We start from the raw sequence: 18500 nt of genomic DNA, 5'->3' as shown, positions 1-18500 counted from the left end.
ATGACCGATCTGCTGGACCGCCTGCGCGACGCCGTCGCCGCCCACCCCGAGCGCACCGCCGTCCTCGCCGGCGCGGACCGCCTGGACTTCGCCGAACTCGACCGCCGCACCGCCGCCCTGGCCCGCGCCCTGCGCGCCCGCGGCGTCGGCCGTGGCGACCGGGTCGGCGTCCACCTGGCACGCACCGCCGACCTGCCGGTCGCCCTGCTCGCCGTCTGGCGGGCCGGCGCCGCCTACGTCCCGCTCGACCCGGCCTACCCCGCCGAGCGGCTGGCCTTCATGGCCACCGACGCGCGGCTCGCGGCCCTGATCAGCGCCGACGGCCTCCCGGCGGCCCAGGGCGTGCCGGTGCTGCGCCCGGACGCCGCCGAGGACGGGCCCGACCTGCCGCCGGAGGCCGACCCGCTCGACCCGGCCTACGTCATCTACACCTCCGGCTCCACCGGCCGCCCCAAGGGCGTCGAGGTGCCGCGCGGCGCCGTCGCCGCCCTGGTGGCGGCGCTGGAAGCCACCGGTGCCTACCGCGCCGAGCCCGCAGTGGTCGGCTGGAACGCCAGCGTCTCCTTCGACGCCTCCGTCCAGCAGTGGGCCCGGATCTGCCGCGGCGACACCGTTCTGGTGATCGGCGAGAAGCACCGCGCCGACCCGGCCCGGCTGGCCGCCCTGCTGGCCGAGCACGCCGTCACCGACCTCGACCTGACCCCGTCGCACTGGGAGCTGCTGCGCGAGCCGCTCACCGGAGCCCCGGTGCCGCGGCTGTTCATGGGCGGCGAGCCCGTCCCCGAACGCACCTGGCGGGAACTGGCCGACACCGGCGTCGACGCCCTCAACCTGTACGGGCCCACCGAGTGCACCGTCGACGCCGTCACCGCGCCGATCAGCGGCCCCGGACCGCACCTGGGCGAGCCGCTGCCCGGCGTGCGCCTGCACCTGCTGGACGAGAAGCTCGCCCCGGTCGCCGGCGGCGTCGTCGGCGAGCTGTACCTGGCCGGGCCCGGGCTCGCCCACGGCTACCTCGGCCGGCCCGGGCTGACCGCCGGGCGCTTCGTCGCCGACCCGTTCGCGGCCGATGGGCCCCTCCTACCCGATGGCGGGCAAGGAGGGAGGATGTACCGCACCGGCGACCAGGCCCGGCGGGGCGAGGGCGGTCGGCTGGAGTACGTCGGCCGGGTGGATCGCCAGGTCAAGCTGCGCGGCTACCGGATCGAGCTCGGCGAGGTCGAGCACGCCCTGGCCGGGCTGGAGGGCGTCCAGGCCGCCGCCGTCACCGTGTACGAGCCCGCCCCCGGCGACCGCAGGCTGGCCGGTTACGTCACCGGCGGCGTCACGGCCGTCGAGCTGACCGAGCGGCTGCGGGCCACCGTGCCCGCGCACCTGGTGCCCTCGGTGATCACCGTGCTGGACGCCCTGCCGCTCACCCCGAACGGCAAGGTCGACCTGGCGGCGCTGCCCGTCCCCGGGGCCGGGGCGGCGTCCTCCGGGGTGGCGTCCTCCGGGGCGGCGGCCGCCGAGGGCGCCGGCGGACTGGCGGAACAGGTCGCCGAGGTCTGGGGCACCGTGCTCGGCGTGACCGGCGTCCGGCCCACCGACGACTTCTTCTCGCTCGGCGGCCACTCGCTCGCCGCGCTGCGGGTCGTCCACCTGCTGCGCCGCCGACTCGGCATCGAGCTCCAACTGCGCCACCTGCTCGACTCGGCCGACCTGGCCGCCTTCACCACCACCGTCGAGCGGGCCGCCGAGGCCGGCACCGCCGCCCCCCGGCCCGCCCTGACGGCCCGCGCCCGGGTGAGCGGCGCATGACCGCCGCCACGCGGGTGCGACCCCGCGTCGAGGGGGACTGGCTGTTCGTCCCCGCGCCCCAACCGCACCGCCCGTTCCGGCTGTTCTGCTTCCCGCACGCCGGGGGCGACGCCACCGCCTACACCCCGCTCGCCCGCGCCCTCGCCCCGACCGCCGAGGTCTGGGCCCTGCGCCCGCCCGCCCGCGGCGGCCGGCTCGGCCACCCGATGCCCGCGAGCTTCGATCTGCTGGTCGACGCCGTCGTGGACGCCCTCGCCCCGCACCTGACCGGGCGGTTCGGCTTCTACGGGCAGAGCTTCGGCGCCCTGCTCGGCTACGAGGTCGCCCGGGCGCTGCCCGCCGAGCGGCGGCCCGAGCTGATCGTCGCCGCCTCCGCCTCGCCGCCCGCCGCCTGGGCCGGACCGGACCGCCCCCAGCACACCGCCGACGACCTGCTCCGCCTCGCCGGCATGGGCGAACTCGTCGAGGGCGAAGCCGAGCTGAAGGAACACGCGCTGCACGGCATCCGGACCGACCTGGCCGTGGTCGCCACCTACCGGCCCCGTCCGCACCCGCCGATCGGCTCCGACCTGCACACCGTCGTCGGCGTCGACGACCCGATGCTCGGCTCCGCCCGGCTCGACGGCTGGGCGGCCCACACCCGCGGCGGCTCCGGCCACCACGTCGTCCCCGGCGGTCACCTGCTCGCCACCGTCGACGGGCCCGGCCCGGTCGACCTGCTGACCTCCCTCATCGCGCGGCCCGGCGCCGCCCACCAGCCCACGACGGAGTACTCATGCTGACCACCACCGCGGTCGACCTCACCGACCCGGACCTGTGGGCCCGCCCCGACACCCCCGGCCTGATCGCGCAGCTGCGCCGGGAGGCCGCCGTCCACCGCACCGACACCGTCGACGACGGGCCGGTCTGGTCGGTGCTCTCCTACCGGCACTGCGCGGAGGTGCTGCGCGACCCCGCCCTCTACAGCTCCGAGCAGGGCTCGCTGCTCGGAGCCGGCGAGGGCAAGGTCCCGGTCGGCTCCGGCCGGATGATGGCCCTCACCGACCCGCCCCGGCACCGCGAACTCCGCGCCCCCGCCAACCCGTTCTTCGGCCCCGGCCCGGTCCGCGGAGCCTCCCGCGGCATCGCCGAGCTCGCCTCCTCGATCGTCGACCAGGCCGTCGAGCGGGGCGAGGTGGACCTCGTCGACGCCGTCTCCGCCCTCCCGCTGTCCGTCATGTGCGACCTCCTGGACGTCCCCGAGAAGGACCGCGAGATGGTCGAGCGGGTCTGCGACGTCGCCTTCCTCGGCCGCACCCCCGAGGAGCGCCGGGCCGGCCACCAGCAGCTCATCCCCTACCTGCTGCACCAGGTGATGCTGCGCCGCACCGACCCGCGCGACGACCTCATCAGCAGGATGGCCACCTACCGGGTCGGCGGCAAGCTGCTGCCGGTCGAGGACGTCGTCCTCAACCTGGACAACATCGTGGTCGGCGGCGTCCAGACCGTCCGCCACACCGCCGCCATGGGCCTGTACACCCTCGTCCAACACCCCGAACTGTGGCGGCAGTTGCAGCAGGGCGAGGTCGGCATGGACGCGGCACTGGACGAACTCCTGCGCTGGACCTCGGTCGGACTGCACACCCTGCGCACCGCGAGCCGGGACACCGAACTCGACGGCCGCAGCATCCGGCGCGGCGACCGGGTCGCGGTCTGGGTGTGGTCCGCCAACCGGGATCCGGAGGCCTTCGACCGGCCCGAGGAGATCCGGCTCGACCGCGCGCCCAACAAGCACCTCGCCCTCGGCCTCGGCGCCCACTACTGCATCGGCGCGCCGCTGGCCAAGGCCGAACTCGGGGCCCTGTTCACGGCGGTGCTGGAGCGCGTCGCCGTGATCGAACCGACCGGCCCGGTCACCCACAACCGCTCGATCATCAACTTCGGCCTGGACCACTTCCCGGTCCGCCTCACCCCGCGCTGACCGGGCCCGGCGGCAGGAGGCGCACGAGCCGAAGTGCCGCGTTCCTGCCTCGACTCCTGCCCTTCGGCCCCCCGGCCCGCCCCTACCTTCGAAGCAACCCAAGGAGGACACCATGAGCAACCCGTTCGAGGACGACAACGCCGGCTACCTGGTGCTGGTCAACGACGAGAACCAGCACTCGCTGTGGCCGGTCTGGATCGACGTGCCGGCCGGCTGGACCACCGTCCACGGCGAGGACACCCGCCAGGGCTGCCTCGACTACATCGAGGCCAACTGGACTGACATCAGGCCCGCCAGCCTGACCGCCTCCCTCGCCCGGCAGTGAGCGCCACCATGCCGACCTGGGAACTGAACCCCGGCCGCCCGCCCCTCGCCCACGCGCCGCGCACCGCCGACCTCGGCGAGGCCTGCGAGTGGCTGCGCGAGAACGAGACCGGGCTCACCGAAGCCCTGCACCGGCACGGCACGATCTTCCTGCGCGGACTGCCGGTCGCGAGCACCGAGGACGTCGCGGCCGTGCGCGACGTCCTCCTCCCCGAGCGCACCCCCTACCGGGAGAAGGCCACCCCGCGCAGCGACTACGGCAACGGCGTCTTCTCCTCCACCGACCTGCCGCCGGCCCAGCCGATCCGGATGCACAACGAGAACAGCTACACCCTCACCTTCCCGGGCCGGCTGCTCTTCGCCTGCCTGATCGCCCCCGAGGAGGGCGGGGCGACCCCGACCGCCGACTGCCGCCAGGTGCTCAGCCACCTGCCCGCGCACCTGGTCGAGCGGATGCGGACCTCCGGCTGGACGCTCACCCGCAGCTACTCGGACTACGTCTCCCTCGGCTGGCGCACCGCCTTCGCCACCGAGGACCGGGCCGAGGTCGAGGCCTACTGCCGGGAGAACGGCATCACCTGGGAGTGGCTGCCGGACGGCAACCTGCGCACCGGCCAGTTGCGCCCCGGCACCATCCGCCACCCGGTGACCGACGAGGAGGTCTGGTTCAACCACCTCGCCTTCTGGAACGAGTGGTCGCTCGACCCGGACATCCGCGAGGCGATGACCGACGAGTTCGGCCCGGACGGCTTCCCGTTCAACACCGGATTCGGTGACGGCGAACCGCTGGAGCGCGCCGACGTCGACGCCCTCAACGAGGCCTACCACGCGGCGACCGTGCGCGAGCGCTGGCAGGCCGGCGACGTGATGCTGGTCGACAACGTGCTCTGCGCACACGGCCGGGACCCGTACCGCGGCGACCGCAGGATCGCCGTCTCGATGGGGCAGCCCCTCGACGTCCTGGACTGCCGGCCCAGTGTCCGGCCCGCCCTGGCCGACGCCTGACCGCGCAGCCCCGAACACCACCGTGCCGTGACGTGAGTAGAGGAAGCACCGTGATCCCGGTTTCGTTCGCACAACAGCGTCTCTGGCTGATCGACCAGATCGAGGGGCCGACCGCGCTGTACAACCTGCCGTTCGCCCTCCGCCTGCGCGGCGAGCTCGACACCGCCGCGCTGCGCGCCGCGACGGCGGACGTGGTCGCCCGTCACGAGGCCCTGCGCACGGTGTTCCCGGTGGCCGGGGGAGTCCCGGTGCAGCGGATCCTGCCGGCCGAGGAGGCGCGGCCGCGCTTCCTGGTCGTGGACTGCGCACCGGCCGACCACCCCGGCCACCAGGACGCGGCCGCCGCCGAGACCTTCGACCTGAGCCGCGAACTGCCCATCCGGGTCACGGTGTTCACCCTCTCGCCGACCGAGCACGTGCTGCTCGTCGTCCTGCACCACATCGCCGGCGACGGCTGGTCGCTCGGCCCGCTGCTGCGCGACCTCGCCACCGCCTACCGGGCCCGGCTCACCGGCCGCGCCCCCGCCTGGGAGCCGCTGCCCGTCCAGTACGCCGACTACGCGCTCTGGCAGCGCGAACTGCTCGGCGACGAGCACGATCCCGAGAGCCTGCTCGCCCGTCAACTCGCCCACTGGCGCGCCGCCCTGGCCGGACTCCCGGAGGAACTGGAGCTGCCGACGGACCGCCCCCGCCCGCCCGCCCCCACCGGCGCCGCCGACTCCGTGGACCTCGCCTGGGGCGCCGACCTGCACACCGCCCTGCTCGACCTCGCCCGCACGCACCGCACCACCCTGTTCACCGTCCTGCAGGCCGGCCTGGCCGCCCTGTTCACCCGGCTCGGCGCCGGCACCGACATCCCGCTCGGCACCGGAGTCGCCGGGCGCGCCGACGAGGCCCTGGACGAGCTGGTCGGCTTCTTCGTCAACTCGCTGGTGCTGCGCGCCGACACCTCCGGCGACCCGAGCTTCACCGAACTGCTCGGCCGGGTCCGGGAGGCCCAGCTCGACGCCTTCGCCCACCAGGACATCCCCTTCGAGCGGCTCGTCGAGGAACTCAACCCGCCCCGCACGCTCGGCCGCCACCCGCTGTTCCAGACCCTGCTGGTGCTGCAGAACCACGGGCAGGACGCCGAACTCGACCTGCCCGGGCTGGAGTCCGCCCCCGAACCGATCGGCCTGCGGGTCGCCAAGTTCGACCTCAACATCGGCATCGCCGAACAGCACGGCCCCGACGGTGCCCCCGCCGGGCTCACCGGCTCGATCGAGTACGCCGCCGACCTCTACGACCGCACCACCGTCGCCGCCCTCGCCGAGCGGCTCGGCCGGCTCCTGGCCGGCGCCGCCGCCGACCCGCACGCCCCCATCGGCACCCTCGACGTCCTCGCCCCCGAGGAGCGCACCCGCATCCTCACCGAGTGGAACGCCACCGACGCCCCGCGCCGGACCGGCACCCTGGCCGGGGCCTTCGAGCGCCAGGCCGACCTCACCCCGCACGCCACCGCCCTCGCCCACGACGGCGGCACCCTCTGCTACGCCGAACTCGACCTCCGCGCCAACCGCCTCGCCCACCACCTGATCGCCCTCGGCGTAGGCCCCGAGACCCCCGTCGCGATGCTGATGGAGCGCTCCGTCGAGGTCGTCGTCGCCACGTTGGCGGTCCTCAAGGCCGGTGGCTGCTACGTCCCCATGCACCCCGGCCTGCCGCCCGAGCGGATGACCGGCGTGCTCGCCGACACCGGCGCCCCCGTGCTGCTCACCGACCGCACCGACGCGGGCTTCCCGCACCGCGCCGTGGTCGTCCGCCCCGGCGACGAGGCCGGCGCTCCCACCCACCGCCCCGGCGTGCCCGTCCACCCGGACCAGCTCGCCTACGCGATGTACACCTCCGGCTCCACCGGCCGCCCCAAGGGCGTCGCCGTGCGCCACCGCGACGTCCTCGACCTCGCCGCCGACCGGCGCTGGCAGGACGGCCGGCACCGCAGGGTCCTGCTGCACTCCCCGCACGCCTTCGACGCCGCCACCTACGAGATCTGGACGCCCCTGCTGGCCGGCGGCACCGTCGTGGTCGCCCCGCCCGGCGCCCTCGACGCCACCGCCCTGCACGCCGTCACCACCCGCCACGACGTCACCGCCGTCTTCCTCACCAAGGCCCTGTTCGACCTCGTCGCCGAGCAGGCCCCGGAGACCTTCGCCGCCCTGCGCGTCGTCTGCACCGGCGGCGAGGCCGCCTCCGCCACCCTGCTGCGGCGCGTCCTGGACGCCTGCCCCGACCTGCTGCTCGCCCACGTCTACGGGCCCACCGAGACCACCACCTTCGCCACCCACCACCCGCTCACCCACGCCGACCTCACGGGCCCCCGGGTGCCGATCGGCGGCCCGCTCGACAACATGCGCAGCCACGTCCTCGACGCCCGGCTGCGCCCCGTCCCGCCCGGCGTCCCGGGCGAGCTGTACATCGCCGGCGCCGGCCTGGCCCGCGGCTACCTCAACCGGCCCGGCCTGACGGCCGAACGGTTCGTCGCCTGCCCGTACGCGCCCGGGGAGCGGATGTACCGCACCGGCGACCTCGTCCGGCTGCGCGCCGACGGCGCGGTGGAGTTCCTCGGCCGGATCGACGGGCAGGTCAAGCTGCGCGGCTTCCGGATCGAACTCGGCGAGATCGAGGCGGCGCTCTCCCGCCACCCCGCCGTCCGCCAGGTCATCGTGATCGCCCGCGAGGACCGCCCCGGCGACACCCGGCTGGTCGCCTACTGCACCGCCGAACCCTCGCTCACCCCGGCCGAGTTGCGCACCTTCGCCGGTACCACGCTGCCCGGCTACATGGTCCCCGCGGCCGTCGTCGTCCTCGACGCCCTGCCGCTCAACGCCAACGGCAAGGTCGACCGCCGGGCCCTGCCCGCCCCCGACCTCGCCGCGGCCGACACCGGCCGCGCGCCGCGCGACGAGCGCGAACGGGCGCTGTGCGAGCTCTTCGGTGAACTGCTCGGCATCGACGACATCACCATCGACGACGACTTCTTCGCCCTCGGCGGCCACTCGCTGCTCGCCACCCGCCTCACCGGCCGGGCCCGCACCGACCTCGGCATCGAGCTCACCATCGGCGACCTCTTCCAGGCCCCCACCGTCGCCGGGCTCGTCGACCGGCTCGCCGACCGCGCCGCCGACACCCCCGCCCCGGCCCGTCCGGCCCTGCGGCCCGCGACCCGGCCCGAGCGGGTGCCGCTCTCCTTCGCCCAGCGCCGCCTCTGGTTCCTCGCCCAGGCGGAGGGCCCCGCCGCCACCTACAACGTGACCCTCGCCCTGCGGCTGCGCGGCCCGCTCGACCCCGCCGCCCTGGCGGACGCCCTCGGCGACACCGTCCGGCGGCACGAGGCCCTGCGCACCGTCTTCGCCGACCACGACGGCACCCCCCACCAGCGCGTCCTCGACGGGCCGACGGCCCCGCTGCTCACCACCACCGACCGCCCGCTGGACGAACTCGCCCGCCACACCTTCGACCTGGCCGTCGACCTGCCGGTGCACGCCTACCTGCGGCCCGAGGGCCCGGACGAGCACGTCCTGGTCCTCGTCCTGCACCACATCGCCGGGGACGGCGCCTCGCTGGGCCCGCTCTACCGCGACCTCGCCGACGCCTACCGGGCCCGCCTCGCCGGCCGCGCCCCCGCCTGGGAGCCGCTGCCCGTCCAGTACGCCGACCACGCGCTCTGGCAGCACGCCCTGCTCGGCGACGAGGACGACCCCGAGAGCCTGGCCGCCCGCCAACTCGCCTACTGGCGCGACGCGCTGGCCGACCTGCCCGACGAGCTGCCACTGCCGCTGGACCGGCCCCGGCCGCCGGTCGCCACCCACCGCGGCGCCGTCGTCCCGGTGGAGCTCGACGCCGAGCTGCACGCCCGCCTCGGCGCGCTCGCCACCGAGCACGGCACGACCCTGTTCATGGTCCTCCAGGCCGCCTACGCCACCCTGCTGCACCGCTTCGGCGCCGGCACCGACCTGCCGATCGGCACCCCGATGGCCGGCCGCCTCGACGAGGCCGTCACCGACCTGGTCGGCTACTTCGCCAACACCCTCGTGCTGCGCACCGACCTCTCCGGCCGGCCGAGCTTCGCCGAACTGCTGCGCCGCGTCCGGGACACCGACCTCGCGGCCTACGAGCACCAGGACCTGCCGTTCGAGTCGCTGGTCGAGGAGCTGAACCCGGCCCGGTCGCTGGCCCGCCACCCCCTGTTCCAGGTGATGCTGGCCTTCGCCGGCACCCCCGAGGACGGGCCGGACCTGCCCGGCATCACCGTGACCGAGGCGCCGGTCGACTTCGGCACCGCGACCTTCGACCTCACCCTCAGCCTGGTCGAGCGGTTCGCCGCCGGCGGCTCCCCGGCCGGGCTGAGCGGCGGCCTGGAGTACGCGACCGACCTGTTCGACCCGGAGACGGTCCGGCGGCTCGCCGCCGCCCTGGAGCTGATCCTGCGCCAGGCGGTCGAGGACCCCGAGCGCCCGGTCACCGCCCTGGAGGTGCGGGGCGAGGCCGAGCGGGACACCCTCGCCGGATGGAACGACACGGCGCTGCCGGACGCCGACACGCCCTACCTGACGGTGTTCGAGGAGCAGGCCGCGCGCACCCCCGGGGCCGTCGCCCTGGTCTGCGGGCCGGATTCGCTGACCTTCGCGGAGCTGAACGCCCGGGCCAACCGGCTGGCCCGCGCCCTCCTCGACGAGGGCGCCGGACCGGACACCGTGGTCGCCCTCGCCCTGCCGCGCTCGGTGGAGTCGGTGGTCGCCGCGCTGGCGACGCTGAAGGCCGGCGCGGCCTTCCTGCCGCTGGACCCGGAGTACCCGGCGGAGCGGATCGCCTACATGCTGGCTGACTCCGCCCCGGCGGTCGTGCTCACCGACGCCCGCTGGCCGCTCGCCGAGGCGCTGGACGGACGCACCGTGCTGCCCGTCGACGAGGAGCTGTGGGCCTTCCACGACGCCCACGACCTGCCCGGCACCGCCCATCCGGGGCACGCCGCCTACGTCATCTACACCTCCGGCTCCACCGGCAGGCCCAAGGGCGTCGTGGTCTCCTGCGGCAACGTCGCCAATCTGCTGGCCTTCCACCGTGCCGAGACCGTGGCCGCCGCCGAGCGTGCCCGGCCGGGCCGCCGGCTGACGGTCGCGCTCACCGCCTCGCTGTCCTTCGACACCTCCCTGGAGGGCTTCCTCTGGCTCGCGGCCGGGCACGAGCTGCACCTGGTCGGCGACGACGTGCGCCGCGACGCGGCCGCGCTGGTGCGCCACGCCGAGCGCACCGGGATCGACGTCCTCGACCTCACGCCCACCTACGCGGACCAGCTGATCGAGGAGGGACTGCTCACCCGCTGCCCGCCCGCCCTGCTGATGCTCGGCGGCGAGGCCACCGGCCAGGCCCTGTGGACCACCCTGCGGGACGCTCCGGACCTGATCGCGTACAACGTCTACGGCCCGACCGAGTGCACCGTCGACGCCCTGTACCACCGCCTCGCCGACAGCGAGCGCCCGCTGGTCGGCCACCCGCTCGGCAACCACCGCGGCTACGTGCTGGACGGGCAGCTGAACCCGGTGCCGGTCGGGGTGCCCGGTGAGCTGTACCTGGCGGGGGCGGGTCTGGCCCGGGGGTACCTGAACCGGCCGGGGCTGACCGCGGAGCGGTTCGTGGCCTGCCCGTTCGAGCCCGACGGGCCCCTCCTGCCCGGTGGCGGGCGAGGAGGGCGGATGTACCGCACGGGTGACCTGGTGCGCCGCCGCCCGGACGGGGACCTGGAGTACCTCGGCCGTACCGACCAGCAGGTCAAGGTCCGCGGCTTCCGGATCGAACTCGGCGAGATCGAGACCGCGCTGACCGCGCAGCCGGGCGTGCTCCAGGCCGCGGTGCTGCCGTACGAGCAGGGCCCGGGCGGGGCGCGGCTGGTCGCCTACCTGGTCGGCCCGGCCGCGTCGGACCCGGCCGGGCTGCGCGCCGCCCTCGCGGCCGAACTGCCCGCCCACATGGTGCCGGCCGCCTTCGTGGGGCTGGAGGCGCTGCCGCTCAACGCCAACGGCAAGCTGGACCGCTCCGCGCTGCCGGCGCCGGACTTCGCGGAGTCCGTGGTGGGCGGTCGGGCGGCGCGGACGGCGCAGGAGGAGATCCTCTGCGGGTTGTTCGCGGAGGTTCTCGGTGTCGATGGGGTGGGTGTCGACGACGACTTCTTCGTGCTCGGTGGTCATTCCCTGCTGGCGACGCGGTTGTTGAGCCGGGTGCGGTCGGTGTTGGGGGTGGAGCTGGGGGTGCGGGATGTGTTCGAGGCGCCGACGGTGGCTGGGCTGGTGGCGCGTTCGGGTGCCGGGGTCGGTCGGCCGGTGTTGGCGGGGGGTGTCGGGCGTCCGGAGCGGGTGCCGTTGTCGTTCGCGCAGCAGCGGTTGTGGCTGATCGACCGGATGGAGGGCCCGAGCGCGCTCTACAACGTGCCGGTCGCGCTGCGGCTGGACGGTGAGCTGGACGTGGCGGCGTTGGAGGCGGCGCTGGGGGACGTGGTGGCGCGGCACGAGAGCCTGCGCACGCTCGTGGCCGAGGCGGACGGTGAGCCGTACCAGCGGATCCTGCCGCCGGACGAGGCCCGGATCTCCGTCGAATGCCGGGACTGCCCGGCTGACGCGCTGGCCGGCGCGGTGGACGAGGAGTCCCGCCGTCCCTTCGACCTGGCGGCTGAACCGCCCTTCCGCGCGACCCTGCTGAGGACGGCCGAGGAGAGCCACGTGCTGCTCCTGGTGCTGCACCACATCGTCAGTGACGGTTGGTCGATGGGTCCGTTGTTGCGGGATCTGTCGGTGGCGTACGGGGTGCGGTGTGGTGGTGGGGTGTCGGTGGGGGAGCCGTTGCCGGTGCAGTACGCGGATTATGCGGTGTGGCAGCGGGGGTTGTTGGGGGAGGAGTCGGACGCGGAGAGCGTGATCTCGCGCCAACTGGAGTATTGGCGTGGGGTGTTGGGGGGTCTTCCGGAGGAGTTGGTGTTGCCGGTGGATCGTCCGCGTGGTGTGGTGGCGTCGCATCGGGGTGACCGGGTGGTGCTGCCGTTGGGTGTGGGGTTGCACCGTGGGCTGGTGGGGTTGTCGCGTGAGCATCGGGTGACGTTGTTCATGACGGTGCAGGCGGCGTTGGCGGCTTTGTTGACGCGGTTGGGTGCGGGGACGGACCTGCCGATCGGTACGGTGGTGGCGGGGCGTTCGGACGAGGCGTTGGACGAGTTGGTGGGGTTCTTCGTCAACACGTTGGTGCTGCGGACGGACACGTCGGGTGATCCGAGTTTCGCCGAACTGCTGGGCCGGGTGCGGGAGTCGGATCTGGGGGCGTTCGGTCATCAGGACGTGCCGTTCGAGCGGCTGGTGGAGGAGTTGAACCCGGCGCGCTCGCTGGCCCGCCACCCCCTGTTCCAGGTGATGCTCGTCCTGCAGAGCAACGAGGGCGCCGAACTGGACCTGCCCGGACTGCGCGTCGAGGCACTGCCGGCCGGGACCGGGGTCGCCAAGTTCGACCTCAACGTGATCATGGAGGAAGTCTTCGGCCCGGACGGCGAACCCGCCGGGATCGACTGCGCGATCGACTTCGCGACGGATCTGTTCGACCGGGAGACGGTGGAGTCGCTGGCGGTGCGGTTCGGGCGGCTGCTGCGGGCCGTGGTGGAGAGCCCGGAGTTGCCGCTGGGCCGGGTGGAGCTGTTGGCGGCGGAGGAGCGGGCCGCGCTGGTGGGCGGCGGGTTCACGTCGCTGCCGTCGCGGGTGCCGCTGGTGTCGGCGGTGTTCGAGGAGCAGGCGGCGCGGATGCCGGATGCGGTGGCCCTGGTGTGCGGCGCGGAGCGCCTGACGTTCGGTGAGGTGAATGTGCGGGCGAATCGGCTGGCGCACCGGCTGATCGCCGCGGGGGTGGGGCCGGAGTCGGTGGTGGCGCTGGCGCTGCCGCGTTCGGTGGAGTCGGTGGTGGGGCTGCTGGCGGTGCTGAAGGCCGGCGGGGTGTACCTGCCGCTGGACGCCGAGTATCCGGCCGACCGTACCGCGCACACGCTCGCCGACGCGCAGCCCGTACTCGTCCTCACCGACGACCGCTGGCCGCACCCGGAGCTGCTGACCGGCCTGACCGTGGTCGAGGCCGGGGACACGGCCGGTGACGCGGCCGGTCCGGAGTCGAACCCCGCCGCGCGGGCCTCTGCTGGGGACGCGGCGTATGTGATCCACACCTCGGGTTCGGCGGGTCGTCCCAAGGGTGTGGTGGTGTCGCACGGGAGCCTGGCCGCGCTGTTGGCGGCGCACCGTGGCGGTGTGATGGCGGGCCGGGAGCGGTCGCGGGTCGCGTTGACGGCCTCGCTCTGCTTCGACGCCTCCTGGGACGGCCTGTTGTGGCTGGTGGCCGGGCATGAGGTGCACCTGGTCGGTGACGAGGTGCGCCGGGACGCGACAGCGCTGGTGCGTCAGGTCCGCGAGCGCGGTATCGGGGTGCTGGAGGTGACGCCGTCCTACGCCGAACAGCTGCTGGAGGAGGGGCTGTTGGCCGAGCCGGCGGCGGCGCCGGAGCTGTTGCTGCTCGGTGGTGAGGCGGTCGGGCAGGCGCTGTGGTCGCGGTTGCGGGAGGCGCCGGCGACGGAGGCGTACAACCTGTACGGGCCGACGGAGGCGACGGTGGACACGCTCGTCCAGCCGCTGGCGGCCTCGGAGCGGCCGGTGCTGGGCCGTACGGTCGCCGGGACGCGTGCCTATGTGCTGGACGAGCGGTTGAACCCGGTGCCGGTCGGGGTGGCGGGTGAGCTGTACCTGGCGGGGGCCGCTCTGGCCCGGGGGTACCTGAACCGGCCGGGGCTGACCGCGGAGCGGTTCGTGGCCTGCCCGTTCGCGTCCGGCGCGCAGATGTACCGCACGGGTGACCTGGTGCGCCGCTCGCGGGACGGTGAACTGGAGTACCTGGGCCGTACCGACCAGCAGGTCAAGATCCGCGGCTTCCGGATCGAACTCGGCGAGATCGAACAGGTGCTGGTCCGCCACGACGCCGTGCGCCAGGCGGTCGTCACCACGCGGGAGAGCGACGGTGGCGACCGCCGGCTGGTGGCCTACTGCGCGGTCACCGAGCAGATCCCCGGGATCGCCCTCGACCTGCGGGAGTTCGTCGCCCGGACACTGCCCGGCTACATGGTGCCGGCCGCCGTCGTCCCGCTCGACGCCCTGCCGCTCACCGGCAGCGGGAAGGTGGACCACCGGGCCCTGCCGGCGCCGGACTTCGCGGAGTTCACGGTGGGCGGTCGGGCGGCGCGGACGGCGCAGGAGGAGATCCTCTGCGGGTTGTTCGCGGAGGTTCTCGGTGTCGATGGGGTGGGTGTCGACGACGACTTCTTCGTGCTCGGTGGTCATTCCCTGCTGGCGACGCGGTTGTTGAGCCGGGTGCGGTCGGTGTTGGGGGTGGAGCTGGGGGTGCGGGACGTGTTCGAGGCGCCGACGGTGGCCGGGCTGGCGGCGCGTTCGGGTGCCGGGGTCGGCCGGCCGGTGTTGGCGGGGGGTGTCGGGCGTCCGGAGCGGGTGCCGTTGTCGTTCGCGCAGCAGCGGTTGTGGCTGATCGACCGGATGGAGGGCCCGAGCGCGCTCTACAACCTCCCCGTGGTGCTGCGGCTGGACGGTGAGCTGGACGTGGCGGCGTTGGAGGCGGCGCTGGGGGACGTGGTGGCGCGGCACGAGAGCCTGCGCACGCTCGTGGCCGAGGCGGACGGTGAGCCGTACCAGCGGATCCTGCCGCCGGACGAGGCCCGGATCGCCGTCGAGGTCCTGCCGGTGGGCACCGACCCCGAGAGCTGCGTCGACCGGCCGTTCGACCTGGCCGCCGACCTGCCGATGCGCGCCCAGGTGATCCCGGGCGGGGCCGACGGAGACCTCCTGGTGCTGGTGCTGCACCACATCGCCGGTGACGGTTGGTCGATGGGTCCGTTGTTGCGGGATCTGTCGGTGGCGTACGGGGTGCGGTGTGGTGGTGGGGTGTCGGTGGGGGAGCCGTTGCCGGTGCAGTACGCGGATTATGCGGTGTGGCAGCGGGGGTTGTTGGGGGAGGAGTCGGACGCGGAGAGCGTGATCTCGCGCCAACTGGATTATTGGCGTGGGGTGTTGGGGGGTCTTCCGGAGGAGTTGGTGTTGCCGGTGGATCGTCCGCGTGGTGTGGTGGCGTCGCATCGGGGTGACCGGGTGGTGCTGCCGTTGGGTGTGGGGTTGCACCGTGGGCTGGTGGGGTTGTCGCGTGAGCATCGGGTGACGTTGTTCATGACGGTGCAGGCGGCGTTGGCGGCTTTGTTGACGCGGTTGGGTGCGGGGACGGACCTGCCGATCGGTACGGTGGTGGCGGGGCGTTCGGACGAGGCGTTGGACGAGTTGGTGGGGTTCTTCGTCAACACGTTGGTGCTGCGGACGGACACGTCGGGTGATCCGAGTTTCGCCGAACTGCTGGGCCGGGTGCGGGAGACGGATCTGGGGGCGTTCGGTCATCAGGACGTGCCGTTCGAGCGGCTGGTGGAGGAGTTGAACCCGGCGCGCTCGCTGGCCCGCCACCCCCTGTTCCAGGTGATGCTGCTGCTGGAAGGCGACCGGACGGCCTCCGCGCCGCTCACCCTCGGTGCCCTGCCCGCCACCGTGCAGTCGACGGCCGGATCGGTGGCCAAGTTCGATCTGAGCATCGGCATGGGCGAGACCTTCGACGCGGACGGCGAGCCCGCCGGCCTGGAGTGCGCGATCGACTTCGCGACGGATCTGTTCGACCGGGAGACGGTGGAGTCGCTGGCGGTGCGGTTCGGGCGGCTGCTGCGGGCCGTGGTGGAGAGCCCGGAGTTGCCGCTGGGCCGGGTGGAGCTGTTGGCGGCGGACGAGCGGGCCGCGCTGCTCGGTGGTGGGTTCACGTCGCTGCCGTCGCGGGTGCCGCTGGTGCCGGCGGTGTTCGAGGAGCAGGCGGCGCGGATGCCGGACGCGGTGGCCCTGGTGTGCGGCGCCCGGGCGTTGACCTTCGCGGAGTTGAACGTGCGGGCGAATCGGCTGGCGCACCGGCTGATCGCCGCGGGGGTGGGGCCGGAGTCGGTGGTGGCGCTGGCGCTGCCGCGTTCGGTGGAGTCGGTGGTGGGGCTGCTGGCGGTGCTGAAGGCCGGCGGGGTGTACCTGCCGCTGGACGCCGAGTATCCGGCCGACCGCACCGCCGGCGTCCTGGCGGACTCCCGTCCGTCGCTGGTGCTGACCGACCCGCGGTGGCCGCTGCCAGAGGTCCTGGCGGGCCTGCGGACGCTGGACGTCGCCGACGACGGACACGGCCCCGTGAGTGACCCGGCCCCCCGCGCCACCGGGCAGGACGCGGCGTATGTGATCCACACCTCGGGTTCGACGGGTCGCCCCAAGGGTGTGGTGGTGTCGCACGGGAGCCTGGCCGCGCTGTTGGCGGCCCACCGTGCCGGTGTGATGGCGGGCCGGGAGCGGTCGCGGGTCGCGTTGACGGCCTCGCTCTGCTTCGACGCCTCCTGGGACGGCCTGTTGTGGCTGGTGGCCGGGCATGAGCTGCACCTGGTCGGTGACGAGGTGCGCCGGGACGCGACAGCGCTGGTGCGTCAGGTCCGCGAGCGCGGTATCGGGGTGCTGGAGGTGACGCCGTCCTACGCCGAACAGCTGCTGGAGGAGGGGCTGTTGGCCGAGCCGGCGGCGGCGCCGGAGCTGTTACTGCTCGGTGGTGAGGCGGTCGGGCAGGCGCTGTGGTCGCGGTTGCGGGAGGCGCCGGCGACGGAGGCGTACAACCTGTACGGGCCGACGGAGGCGACGGTGGACACGCTCGTCCAGCCGCTGGCGGCCTCGGAGCGGCCGGTGCTGGGCCGTACGGTCGCCGGGACGCGTGCCTATGTGCTGGACGAGCGGTTGAACCCGGTGCCGGTCGGGGTGGCGGGTGAGCTGTACCTGGCGGGGGCCGCTCTGGCCCGGGGGTACTTGAACCGGCCGGGGCTGACCGCGGAGCGGTTCGTGGCCTGCCCGTTCGCGCCCGGCGCGCAGATGTACCGCACCGGCGACCTGGTGCGCCGCTCGCGGGACGGCGAACTGGAGTACCTCGGCCGTACCGACCAGCAGGTCAAGATCCGCGGCTTCCGGATCGAACTCGGCGAGATCGAACAGGTCCTGCGGCGGCACCCCCAGGTGTCGGCGGCCGTCGTCCGCCCGGTCGAGGACCGCGCGGCGGGCACCCGTCTGGTCGCCTACGCGGTGACCGATGGCCGGCTGGACCCGGCCGGCCTGCGGGCCTTCGCGGGCGGGCTCCTGCCCGGCTACATGGTGCCGGCCGCCGTCGTCCCGCTCGACGCCCTGCCGCTCACCGGCAGCGGCAAGCTTGACCACCGGGCCCTGCCCGCGCCGGACTTCGCCGAACTCGCCCGGGGCCGCGCACCGCGCACCGAACAGGAGCGGGTCCTCTGCGGGCTGTTCGCCGAGGTCCTGGGGATCGCCGGGGTCGGCATCGACGACGACTTCTTCGCACTCGGCGGCCACTCCCTGCTCGCGATGAAGCTGCTCGCCCGGATCCGCACCGCCCTCGGCGCCGACCTCGGGATGCGCGCACTGTTCGAGGCGCCGACCGTCGCGGGACTGGCCGACCGGCTCGGTGCCGGGCCGGCCGCCGACGCCCTGGACGTCCTGCTGCCGCTGCGCACCGGTGGCGGCCTGGCCCCGCTGTTCTGCGTCCACCCGGCCGCCGGCATCAGCTGGGTCTACTCCGGCCTGCTGCCGCACCTCGGGGCCGAACGCCCGGTCTACGGTCTGCAGGCCCGCGGCCTGCGCGGGGCAGCACCGGCGAGCGTCGCGGAGATCGCCGAGGACTACGTGCGGCAGATCCGCGCGGTGTGGCCCGCCGGCCCGTACCACCTGCTCGGCTGGTCCTTCGGGGCGGTCGTCGCCCAGGAGATGGCCGTCCGGCTCCAGGCCGAGGGCGCACCGGTCGGTGTGCTCGCCCTGCTCGACGGCGCACCGGTCACCGGCCACGGTCCGGCGGCCGCCGACGGGCCGGGGCAGGACGAACCCGTCGACACCCTGGCCGAGTTGCTGCTGTCCCTGGGCTACGACCCGGAGGCCGGGCGCGGCCAGGCCGAGCTGGCCGCCGTCCTGGGGGAGACCGCCGCCGAGCTGCCCGGCGTGTTCGAGCGGCACCGCAAGCTCATGGCCGAGCACGTGCCCGGCCGTTACCGGGGCGACGCCGTCTTCTTCGGCGCGACCCTCGACAAGCCCGCCGACTGGCCCTACGAGCAGTCCTGGCGGCCGTACCTGGACGGCCGGATCGAGCCCCACCGCCTCGCCTGCGCGCACGGCGAGCTGACCCGTCCGGAACCCATCGCACGGATCGCCTCCGTGCTCGCCGAGAAGCTTGGAGAGTGACCGCG

6 protein-coding genes are annotated in these 18500 nt (G+C 74.4%); all 6 read left to right on the top strand.

Going from position 1 to position 18500, the window contains the following annotated elements; translation table 11 throughout:
* The 6 genes from P3T27_RS27435 to P3T27_RS27410 all read left to right on the top strand — a co-directional run bounded on the left by P3T27_RS27435 (nt 1) and on the right by P3T27_RS27410 (nt 18495).
* Nucleotides 1-1800, top strand: a complete 1800-nt coding sequence (locus P3T27_RS27435; protein WP_280683132.1) for a non-ribosomal peptide synthetase — start codon at nt 1-3, stop codon at nt 1798-1800.
* The gene (locus P3T27_RS27430; protein ID WP_280683130.1) at nt 1797-2582 is read left to right on the top strand and encodes a thioesterase domain-containing protein; all 786 of its coding nucleotides are present in this window, start codon (nt 1797-1799) and stop codon (nt 2580-2582) included. Before P3T27_RS27435 ends, P3T27_RS27430 begins: the two co-directional genes overlap by 4 nt.
* Nucleotides 2576-3760: a cytochrome P450 gene (locus tag P3T27_RS27425; protein ID WP_280683128.1), complete on the top strand. Its 1185-nt coding sequence runs from the start codon at nt 2576-2578 to the stop codon at nt 3758-3760. The genes P3T27_RS27430 and P3T27_RS27425 overlap by 7 nt, the downstream gene beginning before the upstream one ends.
* Before the next feature lie 112 nt (nt 3761-3872).
* A complete protein-coding gene (locus P3T27_RS27420) occupies nt 3873-4085 on the top strand; it encodes an MbtH family protein (RefSeq protein WP_280683126.1) in 213 nt (70 codons plus the stop codon).
* Between the two features lie 8 nt (nt 4086-4093).
* Nucleotides 4094-5089: a TauD/TfdA family dioxygenase gene (locus P3T27_RS27415; protein WP_280683125.1), complete on the top strand. Its 996-nt coding sequence runs from the start codon at nt 4094-4096 to the stop codon at nt 5087-5089.
* A 50-nt stretch (nt 5090-5139) separates the two neighbouring features.
* Entirely contained in the window at nt 5140-18495 is a 13356-nt protein-coding gene (locus P3T27_RS27410) for a non-ribosomal peptide synthetase (protein ID WP_280683124.1), read from the top strand.
* Nucleotides 18496-18500: the final 5 nt, after the last annotated feature.

The sequence above is a fragment of the Kitasatospora sp. MAA19 genome (assembly GCF_029894125.1).
Classification (GTDB): domain Bacteria; phylum Actinomycetota; class Actinomycetes; order Streptomycetales; family Streptomycetaceae; genus Kitasatospora.
The sequence above is the reverse complement of the archived record's forward strand: the minus strand, read 5'-3'. Positions and strand labels throughout refer to the sequence as shown.